Below are 19594 nucleotides of genomic sequence, written 5' to 3' on the forward strand. Positions count from 1 at the left end.
TCATGGAGTTTTTCCTGCAAACCCCGGCATGGGCTGCTGTCCAGCGTTCCTTGGGACGCCGTGTCCATGAAGAGTCCGGCCCGGGCTGGAGCTTCCTCGCGATCGAGGAAAAGAATCCCGCTGGCAAAGTCATTTACGCCCCCTACGGCCCCGTCGCGGAGTCTGTCGAAGCGTTCGACGCCGCCACCGCTGCCTTGGTGGCATTGGCCAGGAAGGAGCATGCGGTCTTCGTCCGGATGGAGCCTGCGGCTGCAGGTTTCACAGCATCCGACGCCGATCCTCACCTCTGGGCGCGCGGCTTCCGGCCGGCGCCAGTCAACCAGCAGCCCGAGCTGAGTTGGATCGTGGACCTGGACGGTGATTTCAAGGACGTCCTGGCGGGCATGAAGCCCACCAACCGGAACCTGTACCGGAATATCCACAAGAAGGGCGTGACGTTCCGGGCTTCCCAGGACCCCGCCGATATTTCCGTGCTCCTCCACTTCCTCCACCTGACCGCTGCCCGGAACGGTTTCAAACCCCAGAGCGATGAATACCTCACCCAGGTAGCCGACTCCCTGCTGCCCTCGGGCGCGGGAACGCTCTTCGTCGCGGAGCTGGAGGGCGAACCGATCGCCGCAGCCTTCGCCTACGACTCCGCGGACACCCGCGTCTACGCCCACGCAGCACTGGACGATACCCACCGCAAGCTCAGTGCAGGCATTCCCCTTCTGGTAACGCTCATGGCCGACGCCAAGGAGAAGGGCCTCAAGCACGTGGACCTCTGGGGCGTTGCGCCGGAGGACCAGCCGGACCACAAATGGGCTGGCTTCACGGCTTTCAAGAAGTCCTTCGGCGGCCGCGAAGTCTCCTACCCCGGCACATGGGACCTCCCGGTGAACAAACTCCGCTATAGCGCCTACCAATGGGCCAGAAAGCTCCGCGACAAGCTGCGCTAAACCTTTTCCAGGGGGCTGACCGTGCCGCCACCACCCACTTTGAAGTCCGTCGGCGCCCCGACACGCCCTAAGTCACGGCGTGTCGGCGGGGACTCCGATCCAAAGTAGGTGAACACGGCACGGCCCTCCCCGCCCTTTATCAGCGCGAAGCCGAACCTGGCCGGACACACAGAAGGACGGCGAGTATCGCGAAAGCGGCATCAAATCGACGAGGTACGAGGAGATAGCCGCCGAGCGATGCTCGCCGTCCTTCTGTTAGCTGCGGGGGTTACGGCTTGCGCGCGTACGTCTCCCACTTGGAAGCGTGGTGCTCAGCTTCGACAAAGCGGACCGTCCCGGACTTGGAGCGCATCACGATGGACTGCGTCATGACGCGGTCCTTCTGGTAGCGCACGCCATGGAGGAGGTCGCCGTCGGTGATGCCGGTCGCTGCGAAGTAGCAGTTGTCCGAGGTGACGAGGTCGTTGGTGGAGAGGACGCGGTCGAGGTCGTGTCCGGCGTCGATGGCCTTCTGCTTCTCTTCGTCCGACGTCGGCCACAGGCGGCCCTGGATGACGCCACCGAGGGACTTGATGGCGCAGGCTGCAACGATGCCTTCCGGGGTGCCACCGATGCCCATGAGGGCGTCCACACCGGTGCCGGAGCGGGCTGCTGCGATGGCGCCGGCCACGTCGCCGTCCATGATGAACTTGGTGCGTGCACCGGCTTCGCGGATTTCTTCCACGAGGGGGCGGTGGCGGTCGCGGTCCAGGATCATGACGTTGAGCTGGTTGACCTTGACGCCCTTGGCCTTGGCGATGAGGTGCAGGTTCTGCTTGACGGGCAAGCGAAGGTCAACCATGTCGGCAGCTTCAGGGCCGGTGACCAGCTTCTCCATGTAGAAGACAGCCGAGGGGTCGAACATGGAGCCGCGCTCGGCAACTGCCAGCACTGCGAGGGCGTTGTTGATGCCGAGGGCGGTCAGGCGGGTTCCATCGATGGGATCGACGGCGACGTCACACTCAGGGCCGGTGCCGTCACCAACCTGCTCGCCGTTGAACAGCATGGGGGCTTCATCTTTTTCGCCTTCACCGATGACCACGACGCCATTGAAGTGGACGGTGTGAAGGAACGAACGCATAGCGTCGACGGCGGCGCCGTCTGCCTTGTTTTTGTCGCCGAAGCCTACCCAGTGGCCGCCGGCAATGGCCGCGGCTTCGGTGACTCGGACGAGTTCAAGCGCAAGGTTGCGGTCGGGTTCGTCGATGCCGACGGCGAGCGACGGCGAAATCGTGGAATACTGCTGGGTCATTGGTGCAGGAGACACTTAAACCTCTTCTTCGAGTGACGATTCACGGGACCGGACATGGTTGCACGGGGCAACCCGGGGTTCCTCTACCAACGATCATAGTCGCCGCATCCCATGGGAGTCGTTGGATGACCACAGCCCGCAATACCGGTGGTGAGGTTGCCGGATGTGTGTTCCCTGCCGCGATAAGGGATCATGGAGGGGTGAGTGAAACGCAGGACAAGCCCGCAGCTGAGAACCAATCGGACGCTGCAGAGGCTAAGCAAAACGATGCCCAGGCCATCCCGGATGCCCCGTATAAACCCGTCATTGCGGCGAAAGCTGCCAAGCGGGCCAACGCTTCTGTCATTGGCATGGTCATTGCCCTGCTGGTCTGCGTCCTGGCGTTCCTCCCCATCGTTTTGATGAACCCGGCTCCCAAGGGTGAGGGCTTCAGGCCCAATGTCGATGTGGCGGCCATCGCCCGGAACGCCACAGGTGTGGCAGGATTCACACCGGTTACCCCGGATACCGGCGACACATTCAAACCCAACTACGCGCGCTGGGAGTCCGGCACAGGATCCGGTGTCCCGACCTGGGAGATTGGTTTCCTGACACCCAAGGAGGCCTTCATTGGCCTCACCCAAACGAGCCAGGCCAACCCCACCTGGGTCTTGCAGCAGACGGAGAACCTTCCCGTCACTGGCACGCGCAACGCGGGCGGTCAGGACTGGGAGCTGCGTGACTCCGGCAAGGAAAAGCGCAGCATGGTCTTGGAGTATCGGGGTACCACCCTCATCCTGAGCGGCACCGCAAGCCTTGACGAGTTCGCCACGCTGGCGGCCGCCGTCGTCAAGTCCGCGGACCAGGCACCGTTGCCGTCCGCTCCAGCCACGGCGACTCCTTCCGCGCAGCCGTCCGCTTAAGACCTGGCATCCGCCTCACTGGCGCAACAGTTTCACGGACTGCCACCTCTGCGCCGTAAAGTAAGGCTCGTGCCTACTTACCTGACTCCAGCCCTGGCGTGGCGCCGTCTCCGCGAGGGCAACGAACGTTTTGTTTCCGGCGAATCCCTGCACCCCAACCAGGATGCTTCGCGACGATCTTCCCTCATCGAGAACCAGAATCCCTTTGCCGTGATCTTCGGCTGCTCGGATTCCCGGCTTGCTGCAGAAATCATTTTCGATCTCGGACTCGGCGACGCCTTCGTGGTCCGTACGGCCGGCCAGGTCATTGATGACGCAGTTCTCGGTTCCCTTGAGTACAGCATCAGTGAACTCCGGGTTCCGCTGATCGTCATCCTCGGCCACGACAGCTGCGGTGCCGTGAAGGCCACCAAGGCAGCCGTTGAGACGGGTGAGATGCCTCCGGGCTTCATCCGCGACCTCGTGGAGCGCATTACACCGTCAGTCCTGACGGCCAAGCGCAACAGCCAGGAGGACGTCAACGACATGGTGGTGGAGCACGTGAAGCAAACCGCGGCCCGCCTGGCGGACAGCTCGCGTGTGATTTCCGACGCCATCGACGACGGCCGCGTTGCTGTTATCGGCCTGTCGTACAAGCTCGATGAGGGCCGCGCGGCCCTCGTTTCCGGGATCGGCAAGCTCTAGGAGGCCGTGCTCCGGCCCCAGCGCCGGAGCACGTAGCACTCCCCTCCGGGTTTTCTGTGGGACGTCCAATCGCCCTAAGCTAGCCCCATGACTTCCACCACTGAGTTCCGTATTGAACATGACACGATGGGCGAAGTTCGCGTCCCCGTGAACGCCCTGTACCGCGCCCAGACGCAGCGTGCTGTGGAGAACTTCCCGATCTCCGGCAAGACGCTTGAGCGCACCCACATCGAGGCCCTGGCCCGCGTGAAGAAGGCAGCCGCACTGGCGAACGCCGAACTGGGGGTGCTCGAAGGCGAGCTTGCCCAGGCCATCGCCGCAGCTGCCGATGAGGTTGCAACCGGCAAGTATGACGGCGACTTCCCGATCGACGTCTTCCAGACCGGCTCGGGTACGTCCTCCAACATGAACACCAACGAGGTCATCGCGGAGCTCGCATCGCGTGCCCTCGCAGCTGCCGGGAGTGACAAGGTTGTCCACCCGAATGACCACGTGAACGCTTCACAATCCTCCAACGACGTCTTCCCGACGTCCGTGCACGTTGCCGCTACCTCGGCCCTGATCAACGACCTGATCCCGGCCCTTGAGTATCTGGCAGCCTCCTTGGACCGCAAGGCTGTTGAGTTCAAGGACGTGGTCAAGTCCGGCCGCACGCACCTCATGGACGCAACGCCCGTCATGCTCGGCCAGGAGTTCGGCGGCTACGCAGCGCAGGTCCGCTACGGCATCGAGCGCATCAACGCAGCACTCCCCCGCGTTGCCGAGGTTCCGTTGGGCGGCACCGCCGTCGGTACCGGCATCAACACCCCGGCCGGCTTCCCTGAGCGCGTCATCGAAATCCTCGCCGCCGACACCGGCCTGCCGCTCACCGAGGCGCGCGACCACTTCGAGGCCCAGGCAAACCGCGACGGCCTCATCGAAGGCTCCAGCCAGCTGCGCAACATTGCGATCTCCTTCATGAAGATCAACAACGACCTCCGCTGGATGGGCTCCGGCCCCAACACGGGCCTCGGCGAGATCGCCATCCCGGACCTTCAGCCGGGCTCCTCGATCATGCCGGGCAAGGTCAATCCGGTCATCTGCGAAGCCTCGATCATGGCCTGCGCCCAGGTGATCGGCAACGACACCACCATCGCTTGGTCCGGCACCAACGGCGCCTTCGAGCTGAACGTCGGAATCCCAGTCATGGCCGCCAACCTTCTTGAGTCCATCCGCCTGCTGGCCAACACCAGCCGCGTCATGGCCGACAAGATGATCGACGGCATCACCGCCAACGTGGAGCGCGCCCGCTTCCTGGCCGAAGCTTCCCCGTCCATCGTGACCCCGCTGAACAAGTTCATCGGTTACGAAAACGCGGCCAAGATCGCCAAGATCGCCGTCAAGGAGGGCCTGACCATCCGCCAGGCAACCGAGAAGCTCGGCTTCGTCGGTGATGGCGAGGGTCAGGTTTCCGAGGCTGAGCTGGACAAGGCCCTGGACGTCACCACCATGACGTCCCCTGCGCACAAGGCTTAATACTCAAAGCACGACGACGGCCGGTACCTTTCGCACGAAAGGTACCGGCCGTCGTCGTATCCGGGAAGGTCAGCCCGGAACTATGAGCAACAGCACACAGTTTTCTTTTTGCACTTTTTGGTCAGGAGTGCAAAACTTTACTTTGTGAGCAATAGTGCAAATATCGACGGTGGTCTCCGCGAGCGCAAGCGGGCCGCCACGCGGACGGCGATTACCGCCGTCGCGCGTTCCATGACCGCTGAGCATGGCCTGAACGGTTTCACTGTTGAAGAAGTTTGCGAAGCGGCGGGGATTTCACGCCGAACGTTCTTCAACTACTTCCACTCCAAGGAAGACGCCGTGATCGGCTCGTTTTCCGACGAACTGCCGGCAGAGGCGCTGGAGGCCTTCAACCAGAATCCTTCCCGCACTCCGGACAGCATCTCCCAAACGCTCCTGGCCGCGCTGCATGTGCTCACGGTGACCCTGATGGAGCGTTCATCCATCAGCCGCACCGAAGTCCGGCAGTTCATTGCTGCCATCACGGCAGAGCCGCAGCTCCTTGCACGGCTCACCCTTGAAGGTGAGGCCCGCGAACGCCAATTCGCAGCGCTCGTTGCGGCCCGCGAGGGGCTGGACCCGGAACATCCTGAAGTCATGACGGCGACTGTGTTGTTCGGTGCTGTCTCCAAGAAGACGGCACAGCAGTTCTTCTCGGAGGACAACACGCGCCCTTACCGCGGGATTCTGGAACAGAACCTCAACGCCGCACGCAAACTCTTTGCCCAGCCGCTGGCCACGAACCACCAGCTGGGCCCCAACCCCCTTGAAACCTCGAAGGACCCCGCATGAGTACTCTCTCGAAGGCAGCCGAACCATTGCTGCTGACCCAGAAACGCATCTGGATCATCTTCTCGGCGCTGATTGCAGGCATGCTCCTGTCCAGCCTCGACCAAACCATCGTCTCCACTGCCATGCCCACCATCGTGGGCAAGCTGGGCGGAGTGGAACACCAAGCGTGGATCACCACGGCCTACCTCCTGGCCACCACCATCGTGATGCCCATCTACGGCAAGTTCGGCGACATCCTGGGGCGGCGCAATCTGTTCCTCGTTGCCATCGCCTTGTTTACGCTCGCGTCCGTGGGCTGTGCTTTTGCCACCGATTTCTGGGGCTTTGTGATCTTCCGTGCCATTCAGGGACTGGGCGGCGGCGGCCTCATGATCCTCTCCCAGGCCATCATCGCTGACATCGTTCCCGCCAAGGAACGCGGCAAGTACATGGGTCCGCTTGGCGCCATCTTCGGCCTCTCGGCTGTAGCCGGACCGCTTCTTGGTGGCTTCTTCGTGGACCACCTCACCTGGGAATGGGCCTTCTACATCAACATCCCCATTGGCATCGCCGCCTTCATTACCGCGTGGTTCACTCTCACGCTGCCCAACAAGAAGGCCGAAAAGAAGATCGACATCCTGGGTGTCATCTTCCTCTCCGCTGCTACCACCTGCCTCATCTTCTTCACCGACTTCGGTGGCAAGAAAGACGAAGGCTGGGATTCACCCCTCACTTGGGCCTTTGGTGCAGGCATGGTCCTGGCGGCCTTTGCCTTCGTGATGGTTGAACGTCGCGCCGAGGACCCCATCATTCCGCTGAGCCTGTTCAAGAACCCCATCTTCATCAACGCAACAGCTATCGGCTTCACCCTGGGTCTGGGCATGTTTGCCGCCATCGCTTTCGTTCCCACGTTCCTGCAGATGTCCTCGGGAACGTCCGCGGCAGAGTCGGGCCTGCTGATGCTGCCCATGATGGTGGGCCTGATGGGTACGTCCATCTACTCCGGTATCCGCATTTCCAAGACCGGAAAGTACAAGATGTACCCCATCCTCGGTGCAGCGCTCACCATCGCTGCGATGCTGTGGCTGACCACGCTCGCAGCGTCCACCCCCATTTGGGTCATCTGCGTGCAGCTGTTCATTTTCGGCGCGGGCCTGGGCCTGATCATGCAGGTCATCGTCCTGGTGGTGCAGAACTCCGTTCCGGCTGACCAGATCGGTACGGCTACCAGCACCAACAACTACTTCCGCGAGGTAGGTGCATCGCTGGGTGTCGCTGTCTTCGGCGCTATCTTCACCAACCGCCTTGCCGAGTCACTGACCGAAGCCTTCACCGGTGCCGGCGCTTCTGCGGAGCAGGCGTCGCAGTCCACAAGCACGCTGGATCCCCAGTCGTTGGCGCAGTTGCCCGAACAATTGCGCGACGCCATCGTCAACGCCTACGCCAACTCCCTGGCGCCCGTGTTCTGGTACTTGGTGCCCTTCATCGCCATCGCGTTGATCCTGGCAATCACGCTGAAGCAAATCCCTCTCTCCGACACCGCCGGCATGGTGGCACGCGGCGAGGCTGTGGGCGGCGCTGAGGCTGACCGTCTTGAAGCAGAACGCTTGGAGACCGCCAAGCTGGAAGCTGATCTGGCGGCGTCGGACGGCCTCGACAAGGACCATGCCGGCGCCGGGCGCCAGTAGTTTCAGTCCTCCAGTTGGTATGCCACGGGGCCTTCGGGCTCCGTGGCAAGCCTGATGGCTTCAAGGTTTCCGTCGCTCATGTCCGGGAGGTCGTCCAATGCGAACCATCCGACGGCCAGCGATTCGTCGTCGTTAACCCGGGCCTCCCCGGACACGTACCGGCACCGGAACGTGATGTCCAGGAAGTCGCAAACGTCGCCATTGGGGAACGTCACCGGCCCTACAACCCCGACACCGATGATGCGCTCGGTCTCGGCCACCACAGCTGTTTCCTCGAAGATTTCCCGCACGAGCCCAGGCGCTGGATGTTCCCCGGGCTCCAGCATTCCGGTGATGAGGGCCCAGTGGCCGTTGTCGGCACGCTGGCCCAACAAAACCCTGCCTTCTTCATCGAAGACCACTCCCCGGACGGCTGGCAGCCATAAGGGGTCGTTGCCGATCTTTTCCCGCAGTTTGAGCACAAATTCGGGGGCACCCATGGTCAGCTTTCCTTCAATTCGACGGTGGCATGTGAGTTGTGCAGGGTAAGGGTATCGCCGTCGAGCTTCCACTGGACGGGCTGCTCAAAGAGCTTCTCTGTATAGGCCTGGTAGCTGCCCGTGGGCTCCTCGCAACCCTTCTCGGTGGCTGCCATCCACAGCTGACTCAGGACATCATCCTGCACTGAAACGGCCACCTGCAGGTGGTTGCACGGTGTGCGGACGAAGATGGTCCACTCTCCGTTGGCGTGCCGCGAGCTCACCCTCAGCGACACCGTTCCGAGCCACGCCACATCTCCCGTGGCATCGGCGCAGAAGATCGACGCTCCCAGCAAAAACCTCAACCGGATCCGCTGCATCGCAACCTCTCGTGGCGCGCCTGAAAACTCGCTGGGCTAAGCATCCCGCACTCCGGTAATCACGGAGAACACGGGGAGGTTGCAGTTTGGCCGCAGTTGGCACTGGATGGACGCTTCACCCAGGCAGCAGCACCATGCTCACGGCGGCACCTGCCAGCATGAAGGGACCAAAAGGGATGGCCGAGCCCAGTGTGCCATGGCGTGACACCAGGATGATCAGGCTCCAGAGCCCGCCCAGGACGAAGGCAGCAAATGTCCCTGCGAATACATGGCCCCACCCCAAGTAGCCCAGGTAGAGTCCGAGCACTCCTGCGAGTTTGACGTCCCCGAATCCCATCCCCGGCGGGTGGATCAGCCGCAACACGAAGTAGAAAAGCCAAAGAACAGCGCCGCCGGCGATTACTCCAAGGCCCGGCACGCCGAGCACCACAGCGCCAACTGCCGGGCCTGCGTCAGAGAAGAACGCGACCAGCGCAGCAGCCAGCAGGAGCACCCCGGCCACGGCGTACGACGGAAACACGATGCGGTTGGGCAACAGGTGGCTCCGAATGTCTACCACCGTGAGCCGGACAGCCATCACCACGAAGTACAGGCAAGCGGCCACAACGAGCCAGAAACCCAGCGGGCTGGCATCCCAGAGTTCGGAGAGTCGTCGGATCACCCTCGGATGCTATCCCGGTTTGGCCCCGAAGCCCGCTTGAACGGCTAGGTAAACTGTGGATATGGGGCGCTACAGTGCAGCTGGATCAGGTTTCGACATGTCCTCCACCTTCCGGAATCTTTGCCGTTCTTCTCCGTGGAAGTGGACGAGCCTCCGCTTCGAGTACCTGGAGCGTCCCGGGACGGGCGCCAGCATGGTCCGCGCCTGGCTGCGGCGCCCTGGCGCGCTTCGCCTGGAGACACCGGATGGCCTGCTGCTGCACAGCACCACCGGCATCAACGATTCCCGGGATGGTCTGTATGTGTCCGCCACACGCCGTTCGTGGTTGCTTCCCGCCCATCTGGTAACCCCCGTTTATGACGACGCCGGTCTGGTCCGCCGTCGCCCGGAGGCCGCCTACGGCGAGCCCTCCTTCGGTAACGGCCGGCTCGCCGCCGCACTGGACCCGGTGGAACTGGCAGGCAACGCCCCCGTGCCATTGGAATTCCCGGACACCAACCGGGTCTTCCTGGAGGAACCGCGGCAGGTGGACCACGAGGGCCGCCCGGCCCTTGAAACTGTAGTGACCCGCAGCAGGACCTACGTACCCTCTGATGCGGCCGAGCCCCTCGCCCACCCCGGCCGGACATTGATAAGGATCGACGCCGGCACTGGAGTTTGCGTTGCGAGCCAGAGCCTTGACGGGGACTCCTCCGGCACGGGCCACTGGCTGAAGATCCTGGCGGTCGACGAGTACATGCTGGACGACCTTTTCCTGGCTGAGTCCATGAACCTCACCGACGTCCGGCGCCACATCCCGTGGGACATCGGCCCCGCGGCCTGAGCGGCAGCCGGATTCCGGGCTAAGCTACGGCGATGACATTGCTGGCAGAAATCTGGCCCCCGTTCGGACTCTCCCTCACCACCCCGAGGTTGACCATCCGTCCCGTTTTTGACGAAGACATCCCCTCCGCAGTGGCCGCAGCCCGATCCGGCGTCCACGAGCCAGGCAAGAGCCCCTTCAGCACCCCTTGGACCGACCTTCCGGACGACGAACTCGCCCCCAACATGGCCCAGTGGTACTGGCGCTGCAGAGCCAATTTCACGCCCGAGTCCTGGACCCTTCTCCTCGCGGTGTGGCACGACGACGAATTTCTCGGAGTCCAGGACATCGGCGCCAAGAACTTCAAGACCCTGAAAACAGTCAGCACGGGCTCCTGGCTCAAGCAGTCCGCACAAGGCCGGGGCTTCGGCAAGGAGATGAGGGCCGCCGTCGTGAGTTTCGCCTTTGATTACCTGGGCGCCGAAGTAGCCGAGTCAGAGGCCGCCTCTTGGAACCAACAATCCCTGGGCGTCTCCACCAGCCTCGGCTACGAACCCAACGGCATCTTCCGCGACGGCTGGGGCGACAAAGTCGAAGAGGTCCAAAAAGTCCGCCTCACCCCCACCACCTTCAAACGCCCGGACTGGACCCTCAAAGTCCAAGGCCACGAAGCCTTTTCCCAACACCTGGGGATCTAGCAACTTCCGGTGAGCGGCTGGCATGGCGAAGGCCAGACATCCGGCAGCGTGCGTCAACAGCGAGGAACGAGCCAGCACGCAGAGGATGCCTGACCTTCGCCAGTACGGCACCTGGCCGACGGGGTTAGATCTCAGCCCCTTCGAGCAACTCCGTCACCAGGGCAGCAATCGGCGACCGTTCGGACCGGGTCAGCGTGATGTGCCCGAACAGGGGGTGTCCCTTGAGCGTCTCAACCACCGCAGCAACACCGTCGTGCCGCCCCACCCGGAGGTTGTCGCGCTGGGCGACGTCGTGGGTCAGGACGATCTTGGAGTTCTGTCCGATGCGGCTCATGACGGTGAGGAGCACGTTCTTCTCCAAGGACTGTGCTTCGTCGACGATCACGAACGCGTCGTGCAAGGAACGCCCACGGATGTGGGTCAGTGGCAGGACTTCGAGCATGCCCCTGTCCATGACTTCTTCCACGACTTCCTGGCTTACCAGTGCACCCAGCGTGTCGAACACCGCTTGGGCCCAGGGGTTCATTTTTTCGGATTCTGATCCTGGGAGGTAGCCGAGTTCCTGGCCGCCCACGGCGTACAGGGGGCGGAAGACCACTACCTTGCGGTGTTCGCGGCGTTCCAGCACGGCTTCAAGGCCCGCGCAGAGGGCCAGCGCGGACTTGCCTGTGCCTGCACGTCCGCCGATGGAGACGATGCCGACGGCGGGGTCCATGAGCATGTCGATGGCCAGCCGCTGCTCGGCTGAGCGTCCGTGGAGTCCGAAGACGTCCCGGTCACCTTTCACGAGCCTGACCTGCTTGTCCGCGCCCACCCGACCCAAGGCGGAGCCTCGGTTGGAGAGGAGAACCAGCCCGGTGTTGACGGGAAGTTCGGCGGCTGCCGGGATGAAAACCGGTTCGTGCCCGTAGAGAGTGGTGATTTCGTCGTCGTTGGCTTCCACCTCGGCCATGCCGGTCCAGCCGGAATCCTTCACGAGTTCGTTGCGGTACTCGTCAGCTTGGAGTCCCATGGCGGACGCCTTGACGCGCATGGGGAGGTCCTTCGAAACCACGGTGACGTTGTGGCCTTCGTTGGCCAGGTTCTTGGCCACTGCCAGGATGCGGCTGTCGTTGTCGCCTCCACGGAATCCTGCGGGAAGCACGTCCGGGGAGATGTGGTTCATTTCCACCCGGAGCATTCCGCCATCTTTTCCGATGGGAATGGAGTGGTCCAGGCCGCCATGTTCGATCCTCATGTCGTCAAGGAGCCTTAGTGCTTTGCGGGCGAAGTAGCCCAGTTCGGGATCGTGGCGTTTTCCTTCCAGTTCGCTGATGACCACGATGGGAACGATGACCTCGTGTTCGGCGAAGCGCAACAGCGCGTGTGGATCGGATAGCAGGACGGACGTATCAATCACGTAGCTGCGGCCTGTGGCAGGTGGTGCGGTCCGCTCTTTTTGTGAGACCCGCTTGGTGCGAGAGGTAGCTGCACTTTCCCCGTCGGAAACCATTGCGGGCAGTTGCTCAGAAATAGCCACATCGACTCCAGCCCCGGGCAGTTCGCCCGGCCTAATGGTGAAGCGGCTCGGCCGGAAGGCCGGGCGCGGCCTCCCCTGTAACTGGTGCGATAGTCCGCTCCATGTACTGGCCTCCCCGATCAGCGGGCGGTTTTGCCTGCTGATGGGATTAACGTAATCCCCGGCACATTCATTTCCGCAATCCGCGGTCGGCAAGTCGCATGTCCGGTTCGTTAAATTTTGGTGAACCGGGGCGCACCCTAGGTTCCGTACCGGCGTTGGCGTCCCGCGTAGTCCCTGAGCGCCCGCAGGAAGTCGACCTTGCGGAAGGCGGGCCAGAGGGCCTCGCAGAAGTAGAACTCGCTGTAGGCGCTTTGCCACATGAGGAATCCCGAGAGCCGCTGCTCGCCTGAGGTGCGGATCACCAGGTCGGGATCGGGCTGGCCGCGTGTGTAGAGGAACCGGGAGATGTCGTCCACCGAAAGTTCATCTGCGACGCCGGACATGTTGCGTCCCTTGGCGACGGCGTCGTGCAGGAGCTCCCTCACGGCGTCGACGATTTCGCGGCGGCCGCCATAGCCCACCGCGACATTCACGTGGATCTTTTCCTGGATGGGCGTCCGGGCAGTCAGTTTGTTGAGCCGTTCGGCCAAGTAGTCAGGGAGGAGTTCGGGGGCGCCCATGGCGTGGACGGAGACGTCTTCGTCTTCATCGAGGCGGTCCATGGTGTTGGCGATGATGCCCATGAGCAGGTCCAGCTCTTCACCGGAGCGGTTCATGTTGTCCGTGGAAAGCATGTACAGCGTCACTACTTTGACGCCGAGTTCCTGGCACCAGCCGAGGAATTCGTGGATTTTGTCTGCGCCGGCCTGGTGTCCCTGGCTCGTGGGTGCGTTGAACTGGCGGGCCCACCGACGGTTTCCGTCCACCATGACACCGATGTGACGCGGGATCTGGTCCTGCTTGAGCGTGCGCTGGAGTTTGCGCTCGTAGAAGCCATAGAGGAAACCGGGCAGCTCCACCGGACTCTCACCTGACTTCCTTGCTTGTACGACGACGGCGCACATCCAAGGCTACCTTCCCCAGCTGCCGGGCCGGTGCAGAAGCCGGTCAAAAATCGTTCCACCACTTGTTACCCTGCAGTAACTTACCGGGACGTAAGTTATTGTTGAAGCATGGCTGAGCTCCTTGAAACCAAGCCCCTCTGGCGAGGATGGATCCACGCGGTTGCCGCTCCTTTCGCACTCGCAGCGGGAATTGTCCTGGTGACGGTTGCCCCTACCACTGACCGCAAAATCACCTCCGCCATCTACGCTTTGACGGGTTTTCTGCTGTTCGGCGTCAGTGCCGTTTACCACCGCGGAAACTGGTCTCCCAAAGTCCGCATGATCCTCAAGCGGCTGGACCACACGAACATCATGCTGGTCATTGCCGGCAGCTATACCCCGCTCGCTTGGTCCTTGCTGGAGCGCTCCGAGGCTGTCACCTTGCTGTGGCTCGTCTGGTCCGGGGCGATCGTTGGCGTGCTCTTCCGGATCCTGTGGACGCATGCTCCGCGCTGGCTGTACGTTCCCGTCTACATCGCGTTGGGCTGCGGAGCATTGTTCTACTTGCCGCAGTTCTTCGCTGCCAACGCCGGTGCCGCGGTCCTTATCTGCGTCGGCGGAGCCCTGTACATCGCGGGCGCGGTGTTTTATGCGATCAAGAAGCCGAACTTCAGCGTCCAGCATTTCGGCTTCCACGAACTCTTCCACGCCTTCACGGTGCTGGCTTTCGCAGCCCACTTCATTGCGATCATGATGGCGGTACTGAGCTAATTACAGAGGATCCGGGCCAGTTACAGAGGATCCGGGCCAGCTACAGGGGATCCGTCAGTGGCCTGAGTCCATCGCCGCAAGGCGCGACTGAACGGCAGCCACATCCCCCAGCCGCCGTTCACACACCATGCCCCGGCACAGGTAGACCTGCGGAGAGCCGTCCGGCGCGCCTGAGCTGTGGAGCAGCAGTGGCACCTCGGGAACCCCGGCCGGGGACGCGCCGTCGTCCGTCTGCACAGCGACCACAAGCCCGGGGCTGGGAGAGGTCAGCAGGGCGCTGTGCAGTTCGCGCTTCAATGGCGAATCCAGGCCTGCGACAGCGGCCTCCACGGGCCCGGCAAGCGCCGCTTGCGCGGTGGCCAGCATCCATCCGGCAACACGCGGTGCCCGCGTGGCGAGGGGCGGGAGCAAACCCAGGATGTTGCCGGCCATGAGTCGGTGCTCGTGGGAGCCGGAGTAAGCCGCGTAGGACAAAAGGACTCCGGCGAACCCGGCCGCACCGCTGGGCGTGGCGTTGTCGAACGGATCCAGCCCCGCGTGTTGGCCCTGCGCGTTGAAGACCTGCGCGGACTCCCCCGTTGAGTCTGCAAGGCGCCCATCCTCCACAAAACGTGAACACGCAGCGAGGACCAGCTCCTCCGCAAACCGGTACCAGCGCTTGGATCCTGTCACAGCAAACAGGGCGAAGAAGCCATCGGCACAGAACGCATAGTCCTCCAGCAGGCCGCCGATGCCGCGAGCCTGGGAGTCATGTGAAACCCGGACCAGCGCCTGCGAACTGCTGCCCCAGTGGACACTGGCGAGGTAGCCGGCCACGGATTCCGCTGCTGCCACCAGCTCCGGACGATCCAGGATGGCACCGGCCTCTGCAAGGGCGGCCACAGCGAGGCCGTTCCAGCCAGCAACAACTTTGTCATCCCTGACTGGTTGGTTCCGAAGATCACGCGCAGTCCGCAAAGCTGGCGCGACCCGCTCCCAGAGGCGCCCTTCGGCGACGGACAGCTTCCTGGCCGGGTGCAGCGGCGACCCCAACTCCGAGACAGTCCCCTCGACGCCGATGGTCATCAAGCGCGCCACTGCCTCGGCGTCGCCGGCCCCCAGCGCGTCCGCCAAGGTTTCCCGGGTCCAAAGGTAGGTGGCGCCCTCTTGATGGACTCCGTCCACCACGGTGTCGGCGTCGAGCGAGGAAGCCAAAGCACCGCCTGGGAGGCGCAGGGACTCCAGCATCCAGTCTGCGCACTGCGAAGCTACCGCCGCCGCTTCGCCTGCCGAATAGACCTCGTTGCCGCCAAGCCGCACCCAGTGCGCGTAGACCCTGAGCAGTTGGGCGTTGTCGTAGAGCATTTTCTCGAAGTGCGGGACCGACCAGTCCGCCGTCACCGAGTAACGGGCGAATCCGCCGTCGAGCTGGTCGCGCAAAGCCGAGCGCGCCATACCAGCCAGGGCACGGCCTGCCATGTCCCTCGCGGCGTCAGCCGTATCGGAAGGTACAGCCGCGTGCCGGATGAGGAACTCAAGAACCGCCGACGGCGGGAACTTGGGCGCGCCGCCGAACCCACCGGCGTCGTGGTCTTCAGAACGGGCCAGCAGCGCCACGACATCCGGAAGGAGGGAAGCATCCAGCACCCCAGGCGGGCCGTCGAGCCGGACTGCTTCGGCAAGTTGCGCGTCGGCCATGGTGGCCGCCAGACCCCTGGCGTTCTGCTCGACACCATCGCGACGCTCCACCCACGCCTCGTGGACAGCTTCGAGGACGTTGCGGAAAGACGGCCGCCCGGGAAGGGGCCTTGGCGGAAAGTACGTTCCCGCATGGAAAGCGAGTCCGTCAGGGGTAAGGAAGACGGACATCGGCCATCCACCTTCACCGCTGATGGCCTGCGTTGTGGCCATGTAGACGGAGTCGACGTCCGGACGTTCTTCGCGGTCAACCTTCACGGGAAGGAAGTGCGCATTCAAATAATCGGCGGTTTCCTGGTCCTCAAAGGACTCGTGGGCCATGACGTGGCACCAATGGCATGCAGCGTAGCCGATGGACAGGAAAACCGGGACGTCACGTTCGGCAGCGAAGGCAAAGGCCTCGTCGCCGAACGGACGCCAATGCACGGGGTTGTCCGCGTGCTGCCGCAAATAGGCAGAAGGTTCCGAGCCCAGGGCATTGCTTGCCCAGGGCAAAGCGTTACCGGTGGCTTCAGCGTGCCCCGGAAGCGGCATCGCCGTTCTCATCTGCTGTGTCGCCCACCTCGCCGGCCTCAGCGGCCAGGCGGGCTTCCTCTACCTGTGCCCGGTACCGAACGCGACGGATACGGCGCACCATGTCCACAATCAGGAACGTCGTGAGAATGACGATGAAGGCCGTGAGGACGAAGCCCCACGTACCCGGCGTCACCTGGTCCTCGGAGAGGCCGGGACGCAGCGTGCCCGAGGGGTTGGGCGACGGAGTGACGGTCAGGGCGAGAATCAAGTGGTGCACGTTCAAACCTTCTATGGGAGCTGATGCATGCCGACAGGCAGCGCGTAGCCGGAAGCTGGTTGGCCATACGGCAATTTCTACGAGCGATAGAAACTACCGGCGGTCCTATCTTATCCCCGCGAACAGGTCCTTCTCCGGCAGCTCGGATGAGACAGTGGACTTGATGAGGCTGTAGTCCTCCCACGGCCATGCAGTCCGCTGCAGGTCCGGTGAAACTGCGAAGAAAAACCCGAGGGGATCGATCTGCGTCCGGTGGGCCCGAAGTGCGTCATCCCTCGCTTCGAAGAAGTCGCCGCAGTCCACCTGGGTGGTGGTCGGGTGCCCGGGGACCGGCGGAGTGTGGCCCTCGGCGTCGGCTTCCAACCATGCGGCAAGCCGTTCGGCGTAGGGAGACTGCAAACCGGCTTCTTCCAACGCAAAGTGCAAGGCACGGAACCGCTCCGGGCTGAAAGCCCGGTCATAGTAGAGCTTGCTCGGTGCCCACGGCTCCCCCATGCCCGGGTAACGGTCAGGGTCACCGGCCGCATCGAAGGCTTCCACAGCCACCTTGTGGGCCATGATGTGGTCCGGGTGCGGGTAACCGCCGTTTTCATCGTAGCTCAGGATCACGTGTGGTTTGAAGCTTCGGACAAGCCTGACCAACGGAGCCGATGCACGTTCCAATGGCTGGAGTGCGAAGCAACCGGGCGGCAACGGCGGAAGGGGGTCGCCTTCCGGCAGGCCCGAGTCCACAAATCCGAGCCAACGCTGCTGGATTCCCAGTACTGAGGCTGCGTTCGCCATCTCAAGGCGCCGGGCCCCGGCCATATCCCGCTTGGGGTGCGGATCGGCTTCCATGGCGGGATTCTGGATGTCACCGCGTGAGCCATCCGTGCACGTAGCGACCATGACATCCACTCCCGCGGCGGCGTACATCGCCATGGTTGCCGCGCCCTTGCTGGACTCATCATCCGGATGGGCGTGGACGGCGAGCAGCCGCAGCTGCTGGTCGGAACTGCTGGACGCTGTCACGTGACGGCTCCTCTTTCGTGTATCAAGCTTGCGGGGCGGTGATGGGGCGCCGGGATCGGCACTAAACTGGATGGGTGACTTCAGAGGACCTATCGGCCACCCAAGTACCGGCAAGCACCAGCCTAGCCAATCGCTACGGCGGTCAAAAGCGCGCCATGGCCCGCAAAACCAAGCGGAACATCGTGATCGCCGCACTGGTTATAGGAATTGTGTTCGCGGCATGGGTCGCAACGTCTTCGGCTCAGGCGCCTGTCACGTTCAAGGACATTGGATACAGCACCGTGGATGGCACCCAGGCTGAAGTGGATTACCAGGTCACCAAGTACCCCGGAGCGACCGCGAAATGCGCCATCAAGGCCATGGACTCCAAGTTCGCGGTGGTCGGCTGGAAGGTTGTCGAAATCGGGCCCAACCAGCCCGAGGCAAGTGCCGACGGCGGCAGCACCACCATTCAACGCACTGTCCTGCGCACCGAGTCCCCGGCAGTCTCCGGCGTCGTAGACAGCTGCTGGATCGTGGACAGCGGTAAATAACAATCGTGTGACCCACGACTCAACCGGTTTGGGTTCGTCCAAAGGATTTACTACAATGGATGAAACCTTCACCCCGTTAAGTTGGTTACTGAGTTCCACGAGTGGCCACCTCGGCGGGGTCTTTTGCATTGTCAGATCTAGAGGAGAAATCCGTGTCTACCACCAATAGCGCCACTGCGGCTTGGCTTACCCAGGAAGCTTTCGATCGCTTGCAGGCTGAGCTGGACCACCTTTCCGGCGCTGGCCGGGCGGAAATCGTCCAGAAGATCGAAGCTGCCCGCCAGGAAGGCGACCTCAAGGAAAACGGCGGCTACCACGCAGCCAAGGAAGAGCAGGGCAAGATCGAGGCCCGCATCCGCCAGCTCACCGCACTCCTGCGCGATGCCCAGGTTGGCGAAGCCCCGGCTGATGACGGAATCGTTGAGCCCGGCATGCTGGTAGTTGCCCGCATCGCCGGCGACGAAGAGACGTTCCTGCTCGGCTCCCGCGAAATCGCCGGAGACTCGGATCTGGACGTCTTCAGCGAAAAGTCCCCCCTGGGTGCCGCCATCATCGGCCACAAGGAAGGCGACAGCCTGAGCTACGTCGCCCCCAACGGCAAGGAAATCCCGGTGGAGATCGTTTCCGCCAAGCCTTACGTCGCCTAAGCTGCGGCTCACCGGCCTGAAATACACGACGCCGGCCCACCCCTTCGCGGGGCGGGCCGGCGTTTTTCGTGCACCTGCCCAACCAGGTCGCAGCAGTGCGCGTTTTGAGAGCTCATTACGCGCACAAATGCGACCCAGTTGGGTTCGAGGGCGCAGTTGGGTTAGTAGATTTCGGGCGTGGACTTGGGACGCAACAGGACCGCGGCGATGATGCCACCAACGGCACCTCCAAGGTGTGCCTGCCAGGACACGTAGCCCATGACCGTGGGCAGTACTCCGAAGAGGATGCTGCCGTAGGCCATGAAGAGCACCACGGAGAGCAGGATCTGCCACCAGTTCCGGTTGAAGAAGCCCCGCACCAGCAGGAACGCAAAGAATCCGAACACCAAGCCTGACGCACCAACGGTCACCCCTCCCCCGCCAATCAGCCACACCGCAAGCCCAGATCCGAGCCAGCTGAACGCCAGCGCAGTGATGAACACACGGATGCCGGACAAGAACACCAGGAAGCCGAAAATGATCAGCGGCAGGGTGTTGGAGAGCAAGTGGTTGAAATTCGCGTGCAGCAACGGAAACGTCAGGATATCCAGTACGCCATCCATGGAGCGGGAGCGCAGGCCAAAGGTGGAGTTCAGGCCATGCCGCATCAACGTGTTGAGGATCTCGATGACGTAGAGCAGGATCACGAAGCCGCCCATGAACAGCAGTCCGCCCTTGGCCCGCCCAGCGAGGGACTCCTTGGCCTCTTCCTTTGAACCTTCAGGCGTTCCAAGCACCATGCGCGCGCCTCC

At 63.0% G+C, this 19594-nt stretch carries 21 protein-coding genes; 11 read left to right on the forward strand and 10 right to left on the reverse strand.

Annotation, left to right across the window (positions count from 1 at the left end):
* Nucleotides 1-2 precede the first annotated feature (2 nt).
* Nucleotides 3-938, forward strand: a complete 936-nt coding sequence (locus GVL04_RS00485) for a peptidoglycan bridge formation glycyltransferase FemA/FemB family protein (protein WP_159697939.1) — start codon at nt 3-5, stop codon at nt 936-938.
* 268 nt (nt 939-1206) lie between these two features.
* On the opposite strand, the gene glpX is transcribed toward GVL04_RS00485, so the two are convergent.
* On the reverse strand, nt 1207-2229 hold the full coding sequence (gene glpX / locus GVL04_RS00490; protein ID WP_011774031.1) for a class II fructose-bisphosphatase: 1023 nt from the start codon (nt 2227-2229) through the stop codon (nt 1207-1209).
* A 200-nt stretch (nt 2230-2429) separates the two neighbouring features.
* Between glpX and GVL04_RS00495 the strand changes: the two genes are divergently transcribed.
* The 5 genes from GVL04_RS00495 to GVL04_RS00515 all read left to right on the forward strand — a co-directional run bounded on the left by GVL04_RS00495 (nt 2430) and on the right by GVL04_RS00515 (nt 7828).
* Nucleotides 2430-3131: a DUF4245 domain-containing protein gene (locus tag GVL04_RS00495; protein WP_235036101.1), complete on the forward strand. Its 702-nt coding sequence runs from the start codon at nt 2430-2432 to the stop codon at nt 3129-3131.
* Nucleotides 3132-3200: 69 nt separating this feature from the next.
* Nucleotides 3201-3815, forward strand: coding sequence for a carbonic anhydrase (locus GVL04_RS00500; RefSeq protein WP_011774029.1), 615 nt, complete (start codon nt 3201-3203; stop codon nt 3813-3815).
* 87 nt (nt 3816-3902) lie between these two features.
* Entirely contained in the window at nt 3903-5330 is a 1428-nt protein-coding gene (locus GVL04_RS00505) for a class II fumarate hydratase (RefSeq protein ID WP_159697945.1), read from the forward strand.
* Between the two features lie 144 nt (nt 5331-5474).
* On the forward strand, nt 5475-6161 hold the full coding sequence (locus GVL04_RS00510) for a TetR/AcrR family transcriptional regulator (RefSeq protein WP_159697948.1): 687 nt from the start codon (nt 5475-5477) through the stop codon (nt 6159-6161).
* Entirely contained in the window at nt 6158-7828 is a 1671-nt protein-coding gene (locus GVL04_RS00515) for an MDR family MFS transporter (RefSeq protein WP_159697951.1), read from the forward strand. Before GVL04_RS00510 ends, GVL04_RS00515 begins: the two co-directional genes overlap by 4 nt.
* 2 nt (nt 7829-7830) lie before the next feature.
* On the opposite strand, the gene GVL04_RS00520 is transcribed toward GVL04_RS00515, so the two are convergent.
* The 3 genes from GVL04_RS00520 to GVL04_RS00530 all read right to left on the reverse strand — a co-directional run bounded on the left by GVL04_RS00520 (nt 7831) and on the right by GVL04_RS00530 (nt 9327).
* A complete protein-coding gene (locus GVL04_RS00520; protein WP_159697954.1) occupies nt 7831-8307 on the reverse strand; it encodes an NUDIX domain-containing protein in 477 nt (158 codons plus the stop codon).
* Between the two features lie 2 nt (nt 8308-8309).
* Entirely contained in the window at nt 8310-8666 is a 357-nt protein-coding gene (locus tag GVL04_RS00525; RefSeq protein ID WP_159697957.1) for an META domain-containing protein, read from the reverse strand.
* A gap of 115 nt (nt 8667-8781) precedes the next feature.
* A complete protein-coding gene (locus tag GVL04_RS00530) occupies nt 8782-9327 on the reverse strand; it encodes an A24 family peptidase (RefSeq protein ID WP_159697960.1) in 546 nt (181 codons plus the stop codon).
* A 97-nt stretch (nt 9328-9424) separates the two neighbouring features.
* Here GVL04_RS00530 and GVL04_RS00535 point away from each other — a divergent pair, with 97 nt between their 5' ends.
* Together GVL04_RS00535 and GVL04_RS00540 are read left to right on the forward strand one after the other, a co-directional pair.
* A complete protein-coding gene (locus GVL04_RS00535; RefSeq protein WP_235036102.1) occupies nt 9425-10150 on the forward strand; it encodes a hypothetical protein in 726 nt (241 codons plus the stop codon).
* A 32-nt stretch (nt 10151-10182) separates the two neighbouring features.
* Nucleotides 10183-10827, forward strand: coding sequence for a GNAT family N-acetyltransferase (locus GVL04_RS00540; RefSeq protein WP_159697966.1), 645 nt, complete (start codon nt 10183-10185; stop codon nt 10825-10827).
* A 124-nt stretch (nt 10828-10951) separates the two neighbouring features.
* Here GVL04_RS00540 and GVL04_RS00545 read toward each other — a convergent pair whose 3' ends face one another.
* Together GVL04_RS00545 and GVL04_RS00550 are read right to left on the reverse strand one after the other, a co-directional pair.
* Complete coding sequence (locus GVL04_RS00545; protein ID WP_159697969.1) at nt 10952-12541, reverse strand: PhoH family protein; 1590 nt, start codon at nt 12539-12541, stop codon at nt 10952-10954.
* A 44-nt stretch (nt 12542-12585) separates the two neighbouring features.
* Nucleotides 12586-13392, reverse strand: coding sequence for an isoprenyl transferase (locus GVL04_RS00550; protein WP_159697972.1), 807 nt, complete (start codon nt 13390-13392; stop codon nt 12586-12588).
* 108 nt (nt 13393-13500) lie between these two features.
* On the opposite strand from GVL04_RS00550, the gene GVL04_RS00555 reads away from it, so the two are divergent.
* Entirely contained in the window at nt 13501-14142 is a 642-nt protein-coding gene (locus GVL04_RS00555; protein ID WP_159697975.1) for a hemolysin III family protein, read from the forward strand.
* A gap of 54 nt (nt 14143-14196) precedes the next feature.
* Here GVL04_RS00555 and GVL04_RS00560 read toward each other — a convergent pair whose 3' ends face one another.
* From GVL04_RS00560 to mca, 3 genes are all read right to left on the reverse strand, one after another.
* The gene (locus GVL04_RS00560) at nt 14197-16353 is read right to left on the reverse strand and encodes a thioredoxin domain-containing protein (protein WP_200846702.1); all 2157 of its coding nucleotides are present in this window, start codon (nt 16351-16353) and stop codon (nt 14197-14199) included.
* A complete protein-coding gene (locus GVL04_RS00565; RefSeq protein WP_159697981.1) occupies nt 16331-16612 on the reverse strand; it encodes a hypothetical protein in 282 nt (93 codons plus the stop codon). The genes GVL04_RS00560 and GVL04_RS00565 overlap by 23 nt, the downstream gene beginning before the upstream one ends.
* A 105-nt stretch (nt 16613-16717) precedes the next feature.
* On the reverse strand, nt 16718-17623 hold the full coding sequence (mca, locus tag GVL04_RS00570; protein ID WP_159697984.1) for a mycothiol conjugate amidase Mca: 906 nt from the start codon (nt 17621-17623) through the stop codon (nt 16718-16720).
* Nucleotides 17624-17697: 74 nt separating this feature from the next.
* On the opposite strand from mca, the gene GVL04_RS00575 reads away from it, so the two are divergent.
* Both GVL04_RS00575 and greA read left to right on the forward strand, forming a co-directional pair.
* Nucleotides 17698-18156, forward strand: coding sequence for a DUF4307 domain-containing protein (locus GVL04_RS00575; protein WP_159697987.1), 459 nt, complete (start codon nt 17698-17700; stop codon nt 18154-18156).
* 152 nt (nt 18157-18308) lie between these two features.
* Nucleotides 18309-18803, forward strand: a complete 495-nt coding sequence (gene greA / locus GVL04_RS00580) for a transcription elongation factor GreA (RefSeq protein ID WP_026542824.1) — start codon at nt 18309-18311, stop codon at nt 18801-18803.
* A gap of 161 nt (nt 18804-18964) precedes the next feature.
* On the opposite strand, the gene GVL04_RS00585 is transcribed toward greA, so the two are convergent.
* Nucleotides 18965-19582 (reverse strand): rhomboid family intramembrane serine protease, encoded by a 618-nt coding sequence (locus GVL04_RS00585; RefSeq protein ID WP_159697990.1) that lies wholly within the window; start codon nt 19580-19582, stop codon nt 18965-18967.
* Between the last annotated feature and the right edge of the window lie 12 nt (nt 19583-19594).

The sequence above is a fragment of the Arthrobacter sp. 18067 genome (assembly GCF_902706295.1).
Taxonomy (GTDB): domain Bacteria; phylum Actinomycetota; class Actinomycetes; order Actinomycetales; family Micrococcaceae; genus Arthrobacter.